Below are 19,817 nucleotides of genomic sequence, written 5' to 3' on the forward strand. Positions count from 1 at the left end.
TCGGAGGGCCGGCCCTAGGTCAGGCTATGACTTCAAGTTGGCGGAACACGGGCACCGCGTCCCAGATGCTGCGCTCCAGAATGATCTTGCCGTCCCGCCAGCCCATCACCGTGACGCCCCGGGTCTTGGTCACCTTGCCGGCCGCCGGCACGCCAAGGAAGTCCCCCGCGTGTTTGGTTTCCCACGTCCACTGGAAGGAGCCGAGCTTGTCGTCGCCCATGTAGTCGAAGACCTCGAACTTGTTGTAGGACTCGTCGGGGTTGGCGATCACGAAACCGGAGAAGAACTCCCGCAAGGCCTTGAGATCCCCGTTGATACGGAGGTCGAAATTCACGTCCTCGAACTGGATATCCGGGGAATAGAGGGACATCAGTTCATCGGTGCGGCCGGCAAAGAGGCCGATCCAGTTTTGGGCCCATTTCAAATTCATCTACGTCTCCTCGGGGAACGGCTCGGCGGCGCGCCGGTGCGCGCGACGATGGCGGTTCAGTATTCGTGGGATCGACGGGCGGCACGAAGCCGGCGTCGATGAGGAGACGTTAGACGACGCGCTGCGGAGACGGGATGGCAAAGGGCGCCACGGCAGGGCCGGACACGCCAAATATCATCACCAGGTCCCTCCTCCGCTCAGGGCAGGCGGGCGATGAGCCCGGCAAGTCGCGCCTTCTCGATGACCTGGAAGCGGTCTGCTGCATCCAATTTGCTGAAAATGTTCTTCAAGTGCCATTTGACCGTGTCGATCGAGACGTTCATCGTCGTCGCAATACGCTTGTTGGGCATCCCCTGGGCGAGGAATTGAAGAACGTCTCTTTCGCGCATGCTCAACTTGAACGATCCGACCTCGGGAGACATCTCCCGTCGAGTCGGCACCGTCTCAGGCATCGGTTGTTGGGGTGCACCGAACGAGGCCAGAATCCGATCCAAATGAGCGCGCACATCATCGAGGTCCCGCTTACCCCCATCGAACTTTGCAGCAATCGCTCTAAGCACGGTCTCGCAGGACTTTCCTTCATCGGTAAAGCTGCGCACCACGCCTGCCGACGCACTCAACCGCAGTGCGACATCCATTTCCTGCTCTGCCCCTTCCCTTTCCTTCTGACTTTCCAGCGCCATCGCCCGCAGTATGTGAACCCGAATCGAGATATCGAAGCGCTCTGAAATCACCGGAAGACGTGCAAGCGAATCCAGGAATTGCAGCGCGTTGGCCGCATCGCCACTGGCGATCATGCAGCGGATACGTGACAGACGCGCCGTCAGCGGTATCTCAAGGGCGCTACCCAGAGACGGCCAGCAACTCTCGTCGCCATAACCATCGGCGATGCCATCGAGTCGGCTTTGCAACGACTGCGCACTTGCTCTGTCTCCCTGCAGCAGCGCCATCCGGACCCGTTCACCTATCGCTGCTGCGACCGGCCGCACGAGGCCCTTGCTGTTTCCATAGCTCTTGAGTCGGTCCAGCAGGTCATGGGCGCCATGCACATCACCCTGCACGAACCGTCCCCTCGCGCCCATCACGTACGCGCGAACAAGGCTTTCGAAGAAAAGCATCCGGTTCATCACGTCCAATCTGCCTGCCAACAGACCTTCCAAGTCGTCGAGTGCATTAGTCACATAGAGCACTTCGGCGAGATAGCCTGCAACGGCGCATGCCGGAATCGATCGCCGCCCGTACTTTTCCTCGGTAATCGAGACGGCGTCACGGAGCATCCTTTCAGCCGACGCAAGATCGCCCTGAATCACCGAAGTCCAGGCGATGACACCACGGTTGTATGCGAAAGTGATATTTGGCGCACGCACATTCTCCATGAGCCACGCCTGAACCTCCCTCACCTTCTCATGCCGTCCGGCAAAGGAATAGGCATAGCTCAGTGCGTTGCAAGCCACCTCATTATGAAATGTGTCGCCCGAAGGCGGCCAAAGTTCGTCGAGCTCCAGCACGTCCGCACTCTGTTCAGCCACGCAAGCGAACGCGGCCCGGCACACGGCAAACTCGAAGGGGGTGATTCCATTCGGAACAGAAACGCCAGCAGAGAGCTTCTGCAGATCGACTGACGAGGCGCGCAGATCATTGCTCAGCACCGCTGCCCAGTACTTCGCCAGACGCAGGCGCCAGCGCTTCGACAATTCCGCCTCCGGCATGTTGGTCAGCCAGGCGAGCACGGTGTTCAAGTCCCCGTCCGCCACGACCGTCATCGCGCATCGTTCAATCAGGTCGTAGGCATACTCGTCCTCATCTGCGCCGACAGCATGCTGCACAGCCTCGATATAGTAGCCGTGCTGCTCGAACCACACGCTGGCCTTGAGATGCAGGGATCCAAGATCTACGGTGGAAAGCGCGACGCGGCATTCCCGAATCAAGGCGATGAACTCGCGCGAAAGAGACGCGTCCTTACGCTCCAGGTGGGCGCGCGCCCTAGCATGCAATACACCCAAGTCGTCGACAACACCTGCCACCAGACGACGACCCAAGTAGTCCGCGAAGAGCGGATGAAAGCGATACCAACGGTCCTTGTGATCCAACGGCACGAGCAGTGCGCAATCCGCAGCCAACTTTTCAAGCGCTTCTTCCGCATTGCTTATGCCAATTACAGCTTCGCAGAGCTCTGCCGAGAAACGGTCGAAAATGGATAGCCGCTGAAGCATGTCGGCAATTTCGGGTGCCATGCTGTCGAGCGTGCTCTGCAAGATCGCTTCCGACATCTGGGGGCGCAGGGCACTGAGCGCCGTATGCGCGACGTCAGGATCGTCCGCACGCCAGGCCATCGAAAGCATCTGAATGCCCGCCACCCAGCCTTCCGTGGCGTCGTGAATCTCACGACTTTGCTCCTGACTGACCTCTGCGGGCACGCGCTTGGATAACACCTCGCGAGTCTCGTCGTGGGTGAACCTCAAAGCCTTGATCCCGACCTCGGTGACCCGATCGTGAATTCTTAGCTGCTGCAGCGCAAAAGGCGGTTCAGTGCGGGATGAAATCGCCAGATGAAAGTTGGTTGGCGCATACGCAAGCACACGCTCGAGCAATGCATGGATCTCGTGGTTGGTGATGCAGTGGTAATCCTCGAGCACGAGATAGATTTCGCTGTCCAGGGTGGACAGGTCATTGATGAGCGCAGTCACGAACAATGCCGCCGCGTTGGGCTCACCCCGCTGATAGACTGCCAGTGCTCCCTGGCCGAAATCGCAGCCTGCCTGTTGCAGCGCCGCCATGACATATCCAAGAAACTGGCTCTCCTCGTTGTCCGAGTCGTCCAGGTTTATCCAGCCGACCTTGCAGCCCTGCGCCAGCAAACTCTGGCGCCACTGGCTGAGCAGCGCCGTCTTGCCGAACCCGCTAGGAGCCTTGATCAGGAAGAGGCTGCGATAAGCCTCCTCATTCAACCGATCGACCAGGCGCGGCCGTTCGACGAGCTTGACTCGGTATGACGGAGGGACAAGTTTGGTCGCAATCAACACGGGATTTCAAGCCAGAACGGGTTGAAGAAAGCGATGCCGCAACGGGAACGTGCGCTATCACTAATGGAATTTGGTCGGGCCGGGCGGTTCGCACAGGGACCCACAGCCCCTGTGTCGAGTTGACGCCACCTGTTACGGGGCCACCGACCGTTCGCCCCCACTCTACCCAAGGAAGCCGGCGGGACGCCACAGACCGCAGCGGCGGCGCAAATGCATCAATCGCCGCAGTGAGGCGGGACAAGAAGCCCCAGTTCATCCCAAGCTCGAATCGAAGTCAAGTCGCGGAAGTGCGGCCGACCGTCAAGACCCGGAAGCCCGAGGGTGCCGCCACCCACCCCAAAACCACTCGTTCGGAGTGGGCCAAATTCCCCACCAACGCTCTAAATTGCACTCAACAAAAACAAAACCGATTGCACAGCCAACGGAGTGAGAGAGACAAATGAAAACAGGAATGTCGGGATGGGTGCTTGCCATTGCTCGCACCCTTGACGCAGAAGGCGTACCTCATGAGCGGATCTTTCGTCAGATCGGGATGGATCCCCGGCGCCTGAGCGACGGCGTAAACCGCTACTCGCAAGAGGCCGTCAGCAGCCTGTGGCGCGCCGCCGTAAGCGAAACGTCGGATCCGTACTTCGGCCTGAAGCTTGCCGCGCACATTCGGCCTTCGACCTTCCACGTCGTGGGTTACGCAATGAGTTGCAGCGCTTCACTCGGCAATGCCCTGCAACGCTTCGCGCGCTATGCAAAGCTGGTTTCCAGTTCCGCGACAGTAACGCTGACCCAGACCCCCGGTCACCGCCGACTCGCGTTCAGTTTCGACACCGGCGATGCGCCCCCCATCTTCCAGACGATAGACGCCGTTGTGGCCGGCATCGTGCATTTCAGCACTTGGATCGTGGGTGAGGATATCGTTCCCGCCGCGGTGCATTTCAGGCATGCGCCACCCGACGGAAGCGAGGAATACTCCAGAGCATTGAAGTGCCCCGTCGCTTTTGGCCAACAGGAAGACTGCATCGTCTTCGATGCCAGCGACATGGATCGCCCGATCCTCGCCGCCGACGAGCAGCTTGCGTCCTTGCTCGACCACATGGCGCTCAATCACATGGCCCAGATGTCGAGGCGCTTTTCGAGCAAGGTGCGCGACTACTTGTTGAAGGAGCTTTCGAACGGCGAGATCTCGAAGAGAGGAACGGCGTCCGCGATGCACATGACAGAGCGAACCTTGCTCCGCAGGCTGAAGGATGAAGGAACGACCTTCCAGGAAATACTGGACCATCTTCGCGAGCAGCTCGCCTATGACTACCTGCGTCGCTCCGACCTGACCGTTCAGGACGTCTCCGCGATGCTGGGATTCTCCGACGCTAGCACCTTCTCGCGCGCGTTCAAGCGCTGGACAGGCCGCCGACCGAGTTGCGCGCAACACGATCGCGGGTATCACGAAGAGGTTCCGAAGGTCGCAGATGATGAGCTTCCATCTACGTCGCCGTGGTCGCGGGGCAGTTTCAGCCGACGGCACGTCCCTGTCATGCAAGCGGGCTGCTGAACGCGAGCAACGCGTCACGACGCGACGTTATAGTCCCGGCGCCAAGCTGCGATGAGGACACGCCCGAGACCCTGATCAACCGCGAACTCGATCGCCTTCTTCGTGAAATGGTCGACGATGGTCAGGATCTTGATCCGTCGTCCATTGGCCAGCGTTTCGCGTCGCCGATACCCGAATCGGCGCCGCTCGGCTGCCAATTCAATGAGCCGGCCCCACAAGGCGGCAGTATCGGCCCTATCGCTGAGTCGATAGTGCAAGACGGTGCGCGAGATCCCCACAAGACCGCACGCGCGGCGCCCAGAGAGCGTCGTCTGCGCCTGCGTTGCCATCACTGCCTCTCGTCGGTCCTGTGGGGTCAGCGCTTTCGGCCCAGCGCAGCTTTGAGCGCCTTGCTGTCACTGACCGGCACAATAGAGCCACCGATGATCGGCATATAGGAGCCAGCAGGAAGGGCTCTGACGAACGTCTTCGGGGGTTCAAGATTGGCTGTTTTTCGGGGTGCCGGCAAGGGCTGTTTTGGCCTTGTTCGGGCCCTGTCGCGGAGCGCGGTAAGAGGCCCCGTCGAGCGTCAGGCAATAGGCGTTGTGGCGCAGGCGATCGACGGTGGCGGAAGCCAGCAGGCGATTGCCGGGGAAGGCCTGGTCCCACTCGGTGAAGTCGAGATTGCTGGTGACGACGGTGGCGGACTGTTCGTAACGCTCGGCGATCAGGTCGTGCAGATCTTCGTCGGCGGGTGAACGAAGTGGTTTCAGTCCGAAGTCATCAATGATGAGGACCGGAACGCGCGCGAGTTGTTGGAGCTTCCGTTCATAGGCTCCCGTTGCCCGCGCGGCGTTGAGGCTCGCGAGCAGTTGCGAGCAGGAGGCGAAGACGACGTCGTGCCCCTGGCGCACGGCGCAGTGCCCGAGCGCCTGCGCGAGGTGGCTCTTGCCGGTGCCGCAGGGGCCGACGATCAGCACCGGGGCACGCTCGTCGATGTAGCGGCCGGTGGCGAGATCATGCACCAGCGCGCGGTTGGTCGAGGGCAGCCGGTCGAACTCGAAGCCTTCGAGCGTCTTGGTGGCGCGGAAGGCCGCGCGGCGTAGCCGTGTGGCGAATTTCTTCTGCTCGCGCCGCGCGACCTCGTCCTGGATCAGCAGCGCGAGGAATTCCGTATAGGCGAGCTTCGCGTCGATCGCTTGGCGGTTGCGGGCATCGAGCGAATCGAGGATGCCGGAGAGGCGCAGCTGCTTGAGTTGCGGCGCCAGTTCGGTGGTGGGATTCATGGTGGCAGACTCCTTGGGTTAAAAAGGGCGCGACGCGCCCGGTCAGTGACAGGTGGTGGATTCGTCGGCGAAGAGCGCCGCGGTGGCGCGGGCGAACCGGGCGCGGCCGGCATACGGTTCGGTGCTCATCGGGGTGAGCGGCTGCAGGTCGTGACCGCCGGCGAGGATGGTCTTGACGGTGCGGTAATGCGGGCTGTCATGGGCGAGCGCACGCTCGCAGGCCGCCTCCAGACGGGCGGCGCCGTAGCGGGCCTTCAACTGCAGCACGCCCTGCGCGGCACGTAGCCGCTCACTGATGCGGTCGCTGAGCAGGCGCCCAATGAGCCGGGCGCAGGCCTCGCCGATCTCCCCGGCCTGCTGCAGACACCAGCTGCGGTCGTGCGCGAAGAAACGCTGGGCGGCGAGCGGTAAATGATCGGCGACGGTGCGTCGCTCGCCGGGACGACGGGCGCGGGCATGCGTGGCAACGGGCTTGAAGTCCAGATAGACCGTCACCACGGTGTCGGTCGCCCGCAGCCACAGGCGCTTGCCGACCAGCGCGCAGGGCACCGAGTACAGCGCACGCTCGAAGCTGACGTGGCAGTCGCGATGCACCGACACCTGATGCCACGAGCCCAGATCCGGCGGCACTGCGGGCAACGGCCGCAGCACGCAGCGCTCGACGGCGAAGCTCGCGAGCGGTTTGACGCGGGTCGTGCCGTGAATGCGCAGCCCCGCTTCCTTCAACACCCAATCGCGCACCTGGGCGTTCAGGTCGGCCAGATCGCGGAAGTTGCGCGTGGGCAGGAAGTTGCCTTTGACATATTTGACGCCCGCCTCGACGACCCCCTTCTTCTGCGGATCCTGGGGCGGACACGCGTCGATCCGGAAACCGTAGCCTTCGGCGCACTCGGCGTAGGCGCGCTGCACTTCGGGGTCGTGCGCGCAGGCCTTGGTGATGGCGCACTTGGCGTTGTCGATGATGAGCCGTGCAGGGACCGCGCCGAACCACTCGAAGGCACGCCGATGGCAACCGAGCCAGGTGCGCACGCTCTGGTCCCACACGAACTCCACGTACTGATGCCGCGAGAAACACAACGTCATCACGAACGCCCACGTGCGGCGCAGCTCGCCGGTGGCGGGATCCACAAGGTGCGGTCCGGCGCCGAAATCGACCTGTGCTGCTTCGCCCGGCGCGAACGACAGGCGCACGGTCGCCTCAGGCGGGCGCTCGCGCTCGATCGCCGCGACAAGCCGGCGCACGCTCGAATAGTGCCCGGTGAAACCGTGCTCGCGTTTGAGCGTGGCGTGGATCACCACGCCCGACACCCCCTGCGCCAACCATTGCTCCACCAGCGGCCGGTAGGCGGCGATCGACGATTGCGCGCTCGCCGGCAGCCGCGGACGGCCGATCGCCGCTGCGATCTCGGCATCCTCCGGCACCGGACTCGCCGGATCGAGCCAACCGCGGGCCGCGGCCAGCTCGCGGAAACGGGCGGCCTTCACCCGTCCCATCAGTTTCGCGCGCGCAATCTCGCGTTCGGAATCGCCCTGACGCATGCGCATCAGGGCCTGGCGGTACTCGTACATCTCGATGCTCCTGCGGGCCACCGGCTCCCTCCTGCCAAACCAAAACCCGGCAGGGTAGCGATGGACCGCTCAAGGTCGAGACGTCCGTCAGAACATCGCTGGCTCCATTACGCCGATCCGGCGCTGGCGCCTATGTGCCGATCCGTGACTGGCTCCAATATGCCGATCACGCGCTGGCCTCAATGTGCCGATCACAAGGTGGCTCCATTGTGCCGATCATCAACTGGCTCCTATGTGCCGGTCGGTGACACTTGCCATCAAGTATGGTCTCGGCCAGCAGCATTTTGGGGAGAGCCGTGGAAGTTTCAAAACAACCTGCGACCTTGGGGTAGCGTCGGCCTAGATGTATCCCACATCATGCCCGGCACAAGCCGGGACGGAGGGGCTGAGAGCCGTGTGAGAAGACGGCTACGCGGGATCTAGGACCGTGGCGCACAGGAACCGGAGAGCTGCGCTCCTGTGCTCGCGTCTGGTAAAATAGGCACTTACAGCGCATTTCGTAATTTTCATAAGATGCTCTAAGCATCTCGAAAACACGTAAGTGCTTGAAAAAATGGGGCGACATACCGGGATCGAACCGGTGACACCTGGAGCCACAAGACTGGGGCCTAACGCGTAAAATCAAACACTTGCGCCACTTTTTTTTCAAAACAACGTCTCGCCAACCCCAGCAACGGCACCGAACTACGCCGGACTTTTGAAAGTTTCTTGGGTGCAATCTGACCTTTCCAGCGTCCTAATCAAACGCCAGTCACCGCGGTCACTGCGGCTGGATTACGGCCACTCACCGGGCAGCAATAATAGGTCGAGCAACGGCGGTGCGGGTATGACTTGTGATTCAGCACAATTCAGAGCGCCCTTGTCCGGAGAGCCCAATCATCGGGACCGCTCTCGGCCGGGTCGAAGTCGAGTTCGACTTCGACCCCGTTCGGATCCATGAAAAAGACCTGCCACGTGCGCAGTTCGCCCGGCGCGCGAATGATGCGGTAGCTGACGCCCGCAGCATCCAGGCGCTCCAGCGTGGGCATCAGTCCCTCCGCGCGAAATGCCATGTGGTCGAGAACGCCCCGACGCGGCTCGGGCATCTCCTTGACACTGATGACGTGCAGCACGGGTTGCTGCGATATGTAGAGCCAGCAGCCTGGGACGGGAAAAGGCGGACGCGGCCCTTCCTCCATCTCGAGCAGTTCCGTGTAGAAGCGACGCGTCACATCGAGCCGATCGGTAACGATCGTGAAGTGGTCCATTCGCGTGATCATGAATTGCTCCGTCGGAGGTTGAATTCTGTAAGGCGTCCGGACGCCGTGAGTTGCAACGGGTGAATGCTCTTACATGAGCCCGCTGTAGCTTCCCCCATCTACCTGCAGGTTCTGTCCCGATATGTAGGAAGCCTGCATTGAACAAAGAAACGCACATGCGGCGGCGAACTCCTCGGGGCGGCCGAATCTGCCTGCAGCGACGGGCTTGAGCATGTCGTTCCGGGCCTCCTCGAAGCTGCACCCGGCTCTCCTCGCCTGCTGTTCGATTATGTAGCGCAGCCGGTCGGTTTCGATCCGCTCCGGCAGCAGGTTGTTGATCGTGACATTGTCACGCGCGACAGCTCTCGATAGCGCCTTGGAGAAGGCGGTCAATCCGGCACGCGCGGCAGTCGAGAGCCCTAGCGGGAGCTGCGGCGATTTCACCATCGCGGAGGTGATATTGACGATGCGCCCGAACTTGCGTTTCCGCATTCCCCCCACGACGGCCTGGATGAGGAGTATCCCGGACAGCATGTTGGCTTCGATAGCGCCCAGCCACGCTGCGTGATCCCAATCCTCGATCCTGCCGGGCGCGGGCCCACCGTTATTGGTGACGAGGATGTCCGGTTCGTCGCATGCGGCGAGCAGAAGCTGCCGCCCTCGCTCGGTATCGAGGTCGGCGACGACGGTGGCGGGCCTCACTCCGGTCTCCCACGCGATCTCGTCTGCCGCCAAGGTCAGGCGCTCCTCCTCGCGTCCGTTGAGGAAGACCGTACAGCCTTCCCGCGCCAACTCCAAGGCACAGGCTTTTCCAAGTCCTCGCGAGGAGGCGCACACGATCGCCCGACGTCCATTGATTCCGAAATCCATTCAGCTCTCCTGCCGTCTTGAATTTGCCTCGCAGGGACGGCATTGATTCACTTTTTGTAAAAAGTGTTCAACTTCACCAAAGCCACGCAAGCCTGCGCATGTCGCGTTTAGTCGAGGCACCACTGCCCGTTTTGTTGACATAGATCAAATCGAACCGTGAACAACGGTAGGATACTGCGCTTAAATTATACATCTTTTGTGTTTGTGTTCAGTTTTTAAGCGCAGACGAACGGACAACCTTCAAGGAGGAGGAACACATGGACAGAACATCAAACCCCAAACTCTCGGACGGCACCCTGCTTTCCGACCTGATCAACCTCGAAACCCGCGAAGTCAAGATGCGGGCGCTTTCCGATCCCGAACTGTTCGAGCTCGAAATGGAGCGCATCTTCGCCAAGACGTGGGTATTCCTGGGGCACGAAACCGAAATCCCGAACAAGGGCGATTTCGTCGTCCGCGACATGGGATCGGATTCCGTGCTGATGGCACGCGGGTCGGACGGCGAGGTGTACGTCTCCCTCAACGTATGCCCCCATCGGGGCATGAAAATCTCGACCCATGACGTGGGTAATACGATGACTCACGTCTGTATCTACCACGGCTGGGCATTCAAGCCGAACGGCGACTTCATCGGTGCGCCGGTCGAGAAGGAATGCATGCACGGGAAGATGATGACCAAGCAGGAACTCGGCTTGAAGAAGGCGCGCGTCGCGATCTATGGCGGCTTGGTCTTTGCGACGTGGAACATCGAGGGCCCCAGCTTCGAGGACTTCCTCGGGGACGCGAAATGGTATTTCGACACGCTCTGGTGCCGCACTGACAAGGGCATGGAAGTGCTCGGCCCCCCGCAGCGTTTCACCATCCGTGCGAACTGGAAGACCGCCTGCGAGCAGTCGGCGTCGGACGGATTCCATGTGCTGACCTTGCACCGCTGGCTGTCGGAAGTGGGTCCCTATCGCAAGCCAGGCAGCGAAGGTGGTGGTGGCGACCTGACGCCGGAGATGTACGGCACCGAGGTCTACACCGCGCACGCACACACGATGCGATGCATCGAGTTGGACCGCAAGATCCGACGCCTGACGGGGAAGGACCCGAGCGAGTTGTCGATCAAGGAGAAACTCGAGGCGCTGCCCCCGCCGGGCATCACGCCCGAGATGCTGCCGGAAGTGCTCCGTCGCTTCAGTGATGACCAGCTGCGCGTCATGGCCTGGCGTCCGCCCCAGGTGGGCAACTTCTTTCCCAACGGGCTGTTCGAGTTCGTCTACATCCCCTCGCCCGATGGCGTGATCGGGGTCATGGCGCTGCATGCGTATGTCCCGAAGGGGCCGGACAAGCTCGAATTCGTGAACTGGATCCTGGCCGAGAAGGACACTCCGCCGGAACTGAAGGCCAAGATGCTGCGCCTCGGCGTCCAACTCCTGGGCACCTCGGGCATGGTCGAGCAGGACGATTCGGACACTTGGCCGCACCAGACGCTCGCGGCGAAGGGTGCCGTTAGCAAGCACATCACGATGAAGTATCAATCGATGTACGAGAACAAGCGGCTGGAAGGCTGGCCAGGCCCCGGCGATGTCGGCGACGGCTTCACGAAAGACGACACCCAGTGGCGCTGGTGGGAATACTGGTACGAACTGATGACTGCCGAGAACTGATCACGAGTACCTACACCTATTTCAGGAGACCTCCATGCTTCAGCAACTGCTCGAACCGACTCCGCTGCCGCCCTCGATCAAGGCGAACCGTATTCCCTCCGGCAGCGACACTTACAACGAGGTGCTCGACTTCCTCTATGACGAAGCCGAAATGCTCGACAACCTGCGCCTCGGCGAATGGGCGGAACTGCTCACCAAGGACCTCGAATACAACGCGCCCCTGCGCCACACACGTTCGACGTCCCAGTTCGACCAGACCTATTCGCGCAACGTCCAGCACCTGCACGAGAATTACGGCTCGATGCTCATGCGGGTCAAGCGCATTACCGACACCAAAAGCGCCTGGGGCGAGGATCCGCCATCGCGCATCAAGCGTCTGGTCACGAACGTACGCGTCTACCGAATCGACGACAGCGATGACCTGAAGGTCGAGAGCTATCTGCTCCTCACACGCAGCCGCTTCGATTTCGACTACTTCGACCTGATCCCCTGCGTCCGCCACGACATTCTGCGCCGCGAGAATGGCGCGCTGAAACTCGCGCGCCGCGAGATCCTGCTCGACCAGGTCGTCATCGGCACCCCCAATCTGGGCGTGATCCTTTAGACGCGCGACGGCGGCCACTACCACAAACACACCGCCTGCATGCCGCTCGGCCACGTGCGCGGCATGCCAGGCGGGATCGGAGACAACACGCCATGAAACTTGAAGATCTCATCCTCGTCAGCATCGACGACCACGCCATCGAACCCCCGAACGCCTTTGCGCGCCACATGCCGGCCCGCTTCAAAGGGCGCGAGCCTCACATCGAGAAGCATAAGGGCCGCGATGTGTGGGTTTTCGAAGGACGGGCCACCGGCTACATGGGCCTCAACTCGGTCGTCGGCCGTCCCAAGGAAGAGTACGGCATGGAACCGCTCGGTTACGAACACATGAGGCGCGGCACCTGGGACGTCCAGGCGCGCGTCGACGACATGAACGCCAATGGCGTGCTCGGCTCGCTGTGCTTCCCGACCTTCCCCGGTTTCGCGGGCCAGCGCTTCCAGCAGTACGAGGACGCGCGCGACGTATCGCTCGCCGCCATCCAGGCCTACAACGACTGGCACCTGCACGACTGGTGCAACGCCGCCCCGGGTCGCTTCATCCCGATGGCGCTGATTCCCTGGTGGGATCCACAGGCGGCCGCCGCTGAAATCAACCGCATGGCGAAGGACGGGGTGCATGCGATCTCCTTCTCCGACAACCCCGCCCTGCATGGTTTCCCGTCGATCCACGATTCGTACTGGGACCCGGTGTGGAAGGCCTGCGCGGACAACGCGGTGGTCATCAACTGCCACATTGGCACCGGCGTCAAGGCCGAGCACGCCTCCGACCTGTCGCCGATCGACGCGTGGATCACTTCGATGCCGATCTCGATCGCGAACTCGGCGGCCGACTGGATCTGGGCGCCGATGTGGAGGAAGTACCCGACGCTGAAGATGGCGCTTTCCGAGGGCGGCATCGGGTGGATTCCCTACCTGCTCGAGCGCGCGGATTTCACCCACCGGCATCACAAGGCCTGGACGAATGCCAGCTTCGGCGGCAAGAAGCCGAGCGACATCTTCAAGGAGCACATCATCACGTGTTTCATCGAGGACGACTTCGGGCTGCAGAACCTGAAGCACATCGGTGAAGACATGGTTGGCTGGGAATGCGACTACCCGCATTCCGATTGCACCTGGCCGAATTCTCCGGAAGTGGTGTGGGAGAGCTTCAGGCACCTCCCCGACGAGACCATCGTCAAGGTCACTCACCGGAACGTGATGCGCGAATACAGCTATGACCCGTTCGCGATCCTCGGCCGCGAGAACTGCACCGTCGGCGCGCTGCGCGCGCAGGCTCGCGCCAAGGGCATCGACACCTCGCCCACGCAAGGCATGGGGGGCGCGGCACCGAAGCGGGAAGCCGGCAAGCCGGTCACTTCGGGCGACATCAACGCCATGTTCAAACAGGCGGACGCCGAAACCGCACTCTGATCCGGGGGCGCTTCACGGCGCCCGCAGCATGAGAGGAAGACATCCCGCGCTATCCGCGATAGCGCGGCGGGCGCCCTCACGCCCGACGATGGAACCGATAACGGGAGAAATCCATGAGCGAACAATACGACATCGTGGTCGCCGGTGGCGGCCACAACGGTCTGGTGGCCGCGTGCTACCTGGCGAAGGCGGGACTGAAGGTATGCGTTGTCGAGAAAAACGACAAGGTCGGCGGCGGCGTCATGACGCGCGAGCTGACAGTGCCGGGCTTCAAGCATGACGTCTGCTCGGTCGCACACACCCTGCTGCAGGCCAACCCATTGCTGCGCAACGACGAACTACAGCTGAAATCGAAGTTCGGGCTGAAGTACATCAATCCCGACAAGATGACTGCGATCTTTTACGACGATGGGACCACGCTCGAGTTCTACACCGACCTCGAGCAGACCGCCCAAGCGATTGCAAAATTCTCGCAGAAGGACGCGGAAGCCTACCGGCGCTTCAACAAGGAGGTTTTCCAGAACCTCGACATGATGGTGATGGGCATGTTCCACGCGCCCCCGAACGCGGGGGCCCAAGCCGTTATGATGGAGCAGAGCGTGGTCGGGCAATCGCTGATGCGAACCCAGTCGATGAGCGCATGGGACTTCATCTGCGAATGGTTCGAGCACCCCAAGGTGCGCATCGCGCTGGCCCGCTATGCCTCGGAAGCCATGATGAACCCGTTCAACAACGGCACGGGATTCGGCTTCTACATCATTCTGCCCTTCATGCACCGTTACGGCGTCGGCATTCCGGTCGGCGGCTCGGGTGCCTTCGCGGACAAGCTGCGGGAGTGCTTCGAATCGCATGGCGGCGCGGTACGCGTCAATGCGCCCGTCAAGCAGATGCGCATGGATGGTAGCAAGGTGACGGGCGTCGTGCTCGAATCGGGCGAGGAGATCGTCGCGAAGAGAGGCGTCATCTCGACGATGCACGTGCAACAGGTGTTCCCGCACATGGTGCCGGGCGCAAATCTGCCGGAAGGATTCGAGCCGCGGATTCGGGGGCTGAAACGCAACAGCTTCCAGCCCTTCAACCTGCACCTCGCGCTGCACGAGGCGCCGCAGTACAAGGTCGGTCCGGCGGTGGACGATTTCTTCTGGGTCGAGCGTTCGCACTCCGACTGGGAGGAGTTCGCACGCGCCTTCTCCGATCTCGAATACGGCATCCCGCGCCGCGACTTCGTCGCCTACGTGATGCAGGACGTCTATGACAAGACGCGGGCACCCGAGGGCAAGCGCGTACTCAACATGTACGCTTTCTGCCCCTACAACGTGAAGGGCGGCCCGCAGCGTTGGGACGAGATCGGCAAGGAAATCGCTCACGGATTCCTCGACGACCTGCGCAAGCTCACGACCAACATGAGTGACGACAACATCATTGGTTTCTCGTGGTTCACCCCGCTCGATATCGAGCGCCACAACAACGCGATGATCGGCGCGGACATCCTGCACTTCGGCTCGTACAACTGGCAGATCGCGGGCAACCGCCCTGCCCCGGGCTACGGGCAGTACAAGTCGCCGGTGGCCGGTCTGTACATGGCGGGCGCCTCCACCCATCCGGGGGGCGGGGTCACCGCAGCGTCCGGACGCAACGCGGCGCAGGTGGTGCTGGAAGACCTGGGCATGGATTTCGATGAACTCATCGAAAACTGACCCGTGGAACGCCGCGACCGCGTCACGCGGTTGCGGTCATGTCCAAAGTGATGGAGAGCGGCAGCCGTGAAGATGTTCAGCAAGGAAGGCGTGGAGATGGTCGAAGTGAAGTCCATCCAGCGAAAGGACGACACTTTGGTCATGAAGGGCAAGGTCATGGGCTCGATGGCGACGACGATCCTGATCCGCCCCGAAGACTGCTGGCAGGCGCTCCAGCTGCTCGGGTGGCGGACGCTGCTGCGAATGCCGCTGATCCTGTTCAGGGGCTACCGCCAGGCCGCAAGATCAAGCTGATTCGCGGTCGCTCGCAGATAGCGCAGCCGTAAAGGAGCGCCCCCCTCATTGATGGGCCGCGGATCTTCAGCTGGACAGGCGGCCTGCCGCGACCACACCGACGACGCCGCACAGGGCGAGAGCAGCCGCTCCCAGCGCGAGCGACAGCAGCGAATGCCACATCAGTGGCGCCAGCACCGCGGCAATCCAGGCGTTGAATCCCGTCTGGATGAACAGCTGAACCGATGAGCCGGTGCCGCGGCGCTCGGGTACGCAATCCAAGCCGCGCACCGTGATCGTTGGAATCATCACCGACATGCCCAGATTGAAGAACAGGAGATACGCTACATACCACGCCGTGCCCGCGGGTTCGACGAGGCACACGGAGAGATTCCAGAGGGTGGCGGCAGCCATGATTGTGAAGCCGGCCTTCAGCGTGGCGGCCGTGGACCAGCGCTGCGCAAGGCGGCCTGCAAGCGCGGAGCCCAACATTAGACCCACCGTCGCAGGTCCGAACATCCACAGGAAATCGGTCTCGCCCAGGCCAAGGTGCTCCATGAGAAACACTGGCGCAGACAGGACGTAAAGGAAAAAGCCGCCGAACATGCAAGCATAGGCCAGTGCCCAGCTCATGAAGCGAGCGTTTCCGAGCACGGACGCGTAACCGCGAAGCACACTCCCTGGATTGAACGGGTGACGCTGCGCGGCTGGCAGGGTCTCCGGTAATCCGAAAAACACGGCGACGAGCAGGCTGGTAGCAAGCAGGCACAGGAACACGAAAACCGAGCGCCAGCCCAGTGCGACCTGCAACCAGCCGCCCACCAAAGGAGCGACGGCGGGCGCGATCGAGAACATCAATACCACCTGCGACATCATGCGCTGCGCACGCGGCCCTTCATGCAGATCCCGGACGACGGCGCGACCGATCACGATCCCGGCACCGGCCGAGAAGCCCTGGAACGCCCGCAGAACCCACAACTGTTCCACTTGCGTCGCAAGCGCGCATCCCAGCGACGCTAACGCATAGACGACCAGACCGGCCAGCACCACGCGGCGGCGCCCGAAGGAATCCGAGATGGCGCCATGCCACAAGGCCATGAAGGCAAAGGCGGCGAAGTAGATCGCCACTGTCTGCTGCAATGCGACTCGATCCGTGCCCAGCACCACCGCCATTTCCCCGAAGGATGGCAGGTAGGTGTTGATCGAAAACGGGCCAAGCATCGCCAAGCCCGCCAGGATCACGGTCGTGCCGAGTTGCCCTGTACCGGGACGGGATCCGGATTGCAGAAATCAGCCCCGCATGCCGAGCACTGCCGAAATGTCGGCACTCGGGTCGGCGTCGGCGCCATAGCCGAAGTCCCCGCGCTGCTGCCTCTCGGCGAGACGCACCATCAGCAATCGGTAGCGGTTGCCGGGGCCGTCGAAACGCGAGCTCAGGTCGCGGCGTTCGGTGGACTCGAAATAGCGTGCGTTCTGAGGGCGCAGCACCGAGTTGTCCTGGGGCTGGATCACGTAGGAGATGCGCGGCATCAGCCAGCGAAATGGTGCCGGCGCATGGACAGTGTAGTTCGTCTGGTCAACACGAGAACGGTGCTTGCCGACAGGCACAAAGGGCTGCACGTTCGGAATCGGGTAGCCTGGGGTGAAGTTCGGGTAGGAGATGCATACGTTGTTGCGCAGATGGACATGCAGCACTGCACGCAAATCCTGGTACTGGGCGCGTACGCCTCCGATCCAGCGCATCACCGGTGCAACCGACTTGCGGGTGACGTTGCGGATGCGAGTCACCGTCTCGGAGGTCGAATGGACCTCGACGACGTCGTTTTCAGACTGGCTGTCACCGATCGCATTGGCATGCAGGAAGTCGGCATGCGTCAAATCGATGAGGTTCTCGACGGACAGCGGCGAGGCCGCATCGAAGCGCACCGCGCGCTGTGTGTAGCGCGGGATCCCCTGACCATCGGGCGGCAGGAAGGGGATGTTCGGGATCAGTTCCTCGTGCGCGTTATCGGGGTTTCCGTACCACGCCCAGATATACCCGTAGCGCTCGACAGCCGGGTAGAAACCGGAGCCGTTCGTGAAGGTACTTGCGCCGGCGCGCATCGCTTCAAGGCGGTCGGGGCGAAACTCGGCCGCATATAACCTCCCGCCGTCGCGCCATAGATATACGTCCTGCGCATGGACGATACGCCGTACCGCCCGCTCGCCGATGTCCGCACTGTAGGCGACCGGAAACCAGGTGTCGCGCAGATCGAGATTGATCGGTACCCAGTCGCGCTTGGACGTCACCTCCGCTTCGCGCCCTGCCGCATCCATCATCGGGACTTCGCTCATACTGCGCACCTCTCCTGCACGGGCACCACGCGCTCGGCCGGCGTGCTCGCATCGGTCTTCGCCAATCTGCGATCGCGTGACGGTGCAACTTCGAGTGCCGCCACGGCTGCGCCGTCGATATGGGGGAAGATTGCGAACGGAGCACGTCCGATCGCCCGCGCCATCCGCCACCGCCACGACAGCGGAGCAGGCGCGGTATGAAGAAAACCGCGCCAGACCAGACTGGTGGTACCGCGCCTGTTCTCGCTGGCAGCGATGAAGATCGTGACGAGCGGGTCTTCGTCGGCGCTGAGGAGTTCCACGCGAATGTCGCCGCCCGTTAGCGGTACGCGAGTACGTACCCACAACGAATGGTCTCGCACGAAGGCCGGCCCATTTCCCTTGCCCTTCCACACCGCGCCTCGATCGAGGACAAGATGCCCGCCGTCGCGGCGCGCATCGCCGAGGAAAAAATCGGTGATGTGCACGCTGGGGAAGGAAAGCAGGCATTCCGGGCCGTCGAGCATCACGTCGAGATATTGCTCGAACGCGATATTGGCCACCGCTGAACCGGTATGTTCGCGACCTGCAGCCCGATACGACGCGCCCGGCAATTCGGCGGCAGGAGTTCCCTTCCCCCGCCAGACGTGGATGAAGCCGTTCGCCTCGGACGCCGGAAAGACGCGCGCCGCATAACGCGCGGGCACCCGCTCATCGCGGCGCAGATTGGGGATGTCATTGCACAGGCCCGTCGCGCCGTCGAAGGTCCAGCCGTGGTAGGGACACTGCAGACCGGCGGGTTTCACGGGTCCGGGCGATAGCGGCACACGCCGGTGCGGACACCGGTCCTCCAGCGCGAACACTGCGCCCCTCCCGTCGCGAAACACGGCGAGTTGCTCGCCTTCGCACGTCACCGCGAGCGCCTTGTCACCTTGCACCGCCTCGGACAGCGCGACCGCCCACCATCGTCCCATGCCCAGCCTCCCCTGCCCTTGCCGGTCAGCCCCTGATCCGCGCGGTGATCTTCGCGTGCGGCCCGGCAATCTGCGACGCCCAGGCTGCGGCAGCCTGATCCAGCGTATAGTCGACGTAGTCGACCTGGATATTTTCTGTGCGTGCAATGCGCAGCAGACGCTCCCAGATCGCGCGGCGATCGGCCGGCGGGCGCTGCCCCGTGCCCACGCACGACAGCGTGCGGAAAAGCAGATCTGCGATATCGAGATTGATCTGACGCCCTGCACCTGTGCCGATCGTCATGATGCGCGCGCCCCAGCGGGTCGCCTTGAGTGCGTTGAGCATCGGTTGCCCGCACACCAGATCGAGCACGACGTCGAAACCGTCGCCCGCCGCGTCCTTCAACGCCGCGACATCGTTCTCGCTACCGAGCGCCACGACTTCGTCGGCAATCCCGCGCGTCTTCAGGCGCTGCAGGGTCTCGGCGGAGCGCGCGGCCGCGACGACCCTGCCCGCGCCGAGATAGCGGGCGAGTTGCAGCGCGACCTGCCCGAGCGTGCCGGTCGCACCGAGCACCAGCACCTGCTCACCCCGCTGGATGTTGGCCTGCTCGAGCGGCACCAGTGCGCCGGTGGCGGCGATGCCCATCGTGATCGCGGTCTTGTCGTCGACCTCGTCGGGCACGTTCCACATCTCATCGGCCGGCACCAGCGTACGCTCGGCCCACGCCCCGAAGGGCATCACCGAGCGCTCGCCGAAATACACGCGGCGGCCGTCCGGCGCCCTGCCCACGCCTTCGCCGCGGATCACGCACGGGTATTGCACGCCCAGCCGGTACGCGCCGAGTACGTCCCAGCCCCCGAGCCCCGCCGTGTCCATGTCGATGAGGACGGCGCCTTCCTGGGGCGCCGGTTCCGGAAACTCCTGCACGACCGGAGCGGCACCCCGCTCGCTGATGACAGCTGCTTTCATGGATG

At 62.6% G+C, this 19,817-nt stretch carries 16 protein-coding genes and 1 pseudogene; 6 read left to right on the top strand and 11 right to left on the bottom strand.

Annotated features, from left to right (window positions below; all coding sequences use genetic code 11):
* Positions 1-19: 19 nt before the first annotated feature.
* Both GPA22_RS00095 and GPA22_RS00100 read right to left on the bottom strand, forming a co-directional pair.
* Positions 20-430 (bottom strand): ester cyclase, encoded by a 411-nt coding sequence (locus GPA22_RS00095; RefSeq protein WP_169254080.1) that lies wholly within the window; start codon positions 428-430, stop codon positions 20-22.
* Between the two features lie 197 nt (positions 431-627).
* Positions 628-3,453 (bottom strand): winged helix-turn-helix domain-containing protein, encoded by a 2,826-nt coding sequence (locus tag GPA22_RS00100; RefSeq protein ID WP_169254081.1) that lies wholly within the window; start codon positions 3,451-3,453, stop codon positions 628-630.
* 439 nt (positions 3,454-3,892) lie between these two features.
* On the opposite strand from GPA22_RS00100, the gene GPA22_RS00105 reads away from it, so the two are divergent.
* Entirely contained in the window at positions 3,893-4,996 is a 1,104-nt protein-coding gene (locus GPA22_RS00105; RefSeq protein ID WP_169254082.1) for an AraC family transcriptional regulator, read from the top strand.
* 65 nt (positions 4,997-5,061) lie between these two features.
* Here the strand turns inward: GPA22_RS00105 and GPA22_RS00110 are convergent.
* The 5 genes and pseudogenes from GPA22_RS00110 to GPA22_RS00130 all read right to left on the bottom strand — a co-directional run.
* Positions 5,062-5,393, bottom strand: a pseudogene (locus GPA22_RS00110) (IS3 family transposase); the annotation flags it as partial.
* Positions 5,394-5,472: 79 nt separating this feature from the next.
* The gene (gene istB, locus GPA22_RS00115; RefSeq protein WP_169254084.1) at positions 5,473-6,261 is read right to left on the bottom strand and encodes an IS21-like element helper ATPase IstB; all 789 of its coding nucleotides are present in this window, start codon (positions 6,259-6,261) and stop codon (positions 5,473-5,475) included.
* 42 nt (positions 6,262-6,303) lie between these two features.
* On the bottom strand, positions 6,304-7,830 hold the full coding sequence (gene istA, locus GPA22_RS00120) for an IS21 family transposase (protein WP_169254353.1): 1,527 nt from the start codon (positions 7,828-7,830) through the stop codon (positions 6,304-6,306).
* Between the two features lie 848 nt (positions 7,831-8,678).
* A complete protein-coding gene (locus tag GPA22_RS00125) occupies positions 8,679-9,077 on the bottom strand; it encodes a VOC family protein (protein ID WP_246263968.1) in 399 nt (132 codons plus the stop codon).
* Between the two features lie 81 nt (positions 9,078-9,158).
* The gene (locus tag GPA22_RS00130; protein ID WP_169254086.1) at positions 9,159-9,938 is read right to left on the bottom strand and encodes an SDR family oxidoreductase; all 780 of its coding nucleotides are present in this window, start codon (positions 9,936-9,938) and stop codon (positions 9,159-9,161) included.
* Between the two features lie 257 nt (positions 9,939-10,195).
* Here GPA22_RS00130 and GPA22_RS00135 point away from each other — a divergent pair, with 257 nt between their 5' ends.
* From GPA22_RS00135 to GPA22_RS00155, 5 genes are all read left to right on the top strand, one after another.
* Positions 10,196-11,590 (top strand): aromatic ring-hydroxylating dioxygenase subunit alpha, encoded by a 1,395-nt coding sequence (locus tag GPA22_RS00135; protein ID WP_169254087.1) that lies wholly within the window; start codon positions 10,196-10,198, stop codon positions 11,588-11,590.
* Between the two features lie 34 nt (positions 11,591-11,624).
* On the top strand, positions 11,625-12,194 hold the full coding sequence (locus GPA22_RS00140; protein WP_169141840.1) for an aromatic-ring-hydroxylating dioxygenase subunit beta: 570 nt from the start codon (positions 11,625-11,627) through the stop codon (positions 12,192-12,194).
* A gap of 92 nt (positions 12,195-12,286) precedes the next feature.
* The gene (locus GPA22_RS00145) at positions 12,287-13,603 is read left to right on the top strand and encodes an amidohydrolase family protein (protein ID WP_169254088.1); all 1,317 of its coding nucleotides are present in this window, start codon (positions 12,287-12,289) and stop codon (positions 13,601-13,603) included.
* Positions 13,604-13,716: 113 nt separating this feature from the next.
* Entirely contained in the window at positions 13,717-15,300 is a 1,584-nt protein-coding gene (locus tag GPA22_RS00150; RefSeq protein ID WP_169254089.1) for a phytoene desaturase family protein, read from the top strand.
* Positions 15,301-15,372: 72 nt separating this feature from the next.
* The gene (locus GPA22_RS00155) at positions 15,373-15,594 is read left to right on the top strand and encodes a hypothetical protein (RefSeq protein WP_211168871.1); all 222 of its coding nucleotides are present in this window, start codon (positions 15,373-15,375) and stop codon (positions 15,592-15,594) included.
* 66 nt (positions 15,595-15,660) lie between these two features.
* Here the strand turns inward: GPA22_RS00155 and GPA22_RS00160 are convergent, their stop codons facing one another.
* The 4 genes from GPA22_RS00160 to GPA22_RS00175 are packed head-to-tail and all read right to left on the bottom strand — an operon-like array spanning position 15,661 to position 19,812.
* Entirely contained in the window at positions 15,661-16,815 is a 1,155-nt protein-coding gene (locus GPA22_RS00160) for a Bcr/CflA family efflux MFS transporter (protein WP_169254091.1), read from the bottom strand.
* A gap of 48 nt (positions 16,816-16,863) precedes the next feature.
* Positions 16,864-17,907 carry an aromatic ring-hydroxylating oxygenase subunit alpha gene (locus GPA22_RS00165; protein WP_169254092.1) on the bottom strand — a complete coding sequence of 348 codons (1,044 nt, stop codon included), beginning with the start codon at positions 17,905-17,907 and terminating at the stop codon, positions 16,864-16,866.
* A complete protein-coding gene (locus tag GPA22_RS00170; RefSeq protein ID WP_169254094.1) occupies positions 17,904-18,860 on the bottom strand; it encodes a Rieske 2Fe-2S domain-containing protein in 957 nt (318 codons plus the stop codon). Before GPA22_RS00170 ends, GPA22_RS00165 begins: the two co-directional genes overlap by 4 nt.
* Before the next feature lie 25 nt (positions 18,861-18,885).
* Positions 18,886-19,812, bottom strand: coding sequence for a quinone oxidoreductase family protein (locus GPA22_RS00175; RefSeq protein WP_169254095.1), 927 nt, complete (start codon positions 19,810-19,812; stop codon positions 18,886-18,888).
* Between the last annotated feature and the right edge of the window lie 5 nt (positions 19,813-19,817).

Origin of the sequence: Aromatoleum toluvorans (assembly GCF_012910905.1) — a bacterium.
Classification (GTDB): Bacteria; Pseudomonadota; Gammaproteobacteria; order Burkholderiales; family Rhodocyclaceae; genus Aromatoleum; species Aromatoleum toluvorans.

What these genes read in the sequence shown, in the direction of transcription:
- GPA22_RS00145 (WP_169254088.1), top strand. Translation starts at nt 12,287, where the DNA reads ATGAAACTTGAAGATCTCATCCTCGTCAGCATCGACGACCACGCCATC.
- GPA22_RS00165 (WP_169254092.1), bottom strand. Translation starts at nt 17,907, where the DNA reads ATGAGCGAAGTCCCGATGATGGATGCGGCAGGGCGCGAAGCGGAGGTG.
- GPA22_RS00130 (WP_169254086.1), bottom strand. Translation starts at nt 9,938, where the DNA reads ATGGATTTCGGAATCAATGGACGTCGGGCGATCGTGTGCGCCTCCTCG.
- GPA22_RS00125 (WP_246263968.1), bottom strand. Translation starts at nt 9,077, where the DNA reads ATGGACCACTTCACGATCGTTACCGATCGGCTCGATGTGACGCGTCGC.
- GPA22_RS00140 (WP_169141840.1), top strand. Translation starts at nt 11,625, where the DNA reads ATGCTTCAGCAACTGCTCGAACCGACTCCGCTGCCGCCCTCGATCAAG.
- GPA22_RS00170 (WP_169254094.1), bottom strand. Translation starts at nt 18,860, where the DNA reads ATGGGACGATGGTGGGCGGTCGCGCTGTCCGAGGCGGTGCAAGGTGAC.
- GPA22_RS00175 (WP_169254095.1), bottom strand. Translation starts at nt 19,812, where the DNA reads ATGAAAGCAGCTGTCATCAGCGAGCGGGGTGCCGCTCCGGTCGTGCAG.
- istA (WP_169254353.1), bottom strand. Translation starts at nt 7,830, where the DNA reads ATGTACGAGTACCGCCAGGCCCTGATGCGCATGCGTCAGGGCGATTCC.
- GPA22_RS00150 (WP_169254089.1), top strand. Translation starts at nt 13,717, where the DNA reads ATGAGCGAACAATACGACATCGTGGTCGCCGGTGGCGGCCACAACGGT.
- GPA22_RS00155 (WP_211168871.1), top strand. Translation starts at nt 15,373, where the DNA reads ATGTTCAGCAAGGAAGGCGTGGAGATGGTCGAAGTGAAGTCCATCCAG.
- GPA22_RS00135 (WP_169254087.1), top strand. Translation starts at nt 10,196, where the DNA reads ATGGACAGAACATCAAACCCCAAACTCTCGGACGGCACCCTGCTTTCC.
- GPA22_RS00105 (WP_169254082.1), top strand. Translation starts at nt 3,893, where the DNA reads ATGAAAACAGGAATGTCGGGATGGGTGCTTGCCATTGCTCGCACCCTT.
- GPA22_RS00095 (WP_169254080.1), bottom strand. Translation starts at nt 430, where the DNA reads ATGAATTTGAAATGGGCCCAAAACTGGATCGGCCTCTTTGCCGGCCGC.
- istB (WP_169254084.1), bottom strand. Translation starts at nt 6,261, where the DNA reads ATGAATCCCACCACCGAACTGGCGCCGCAACTCAAGCAGCTGCGCCTC.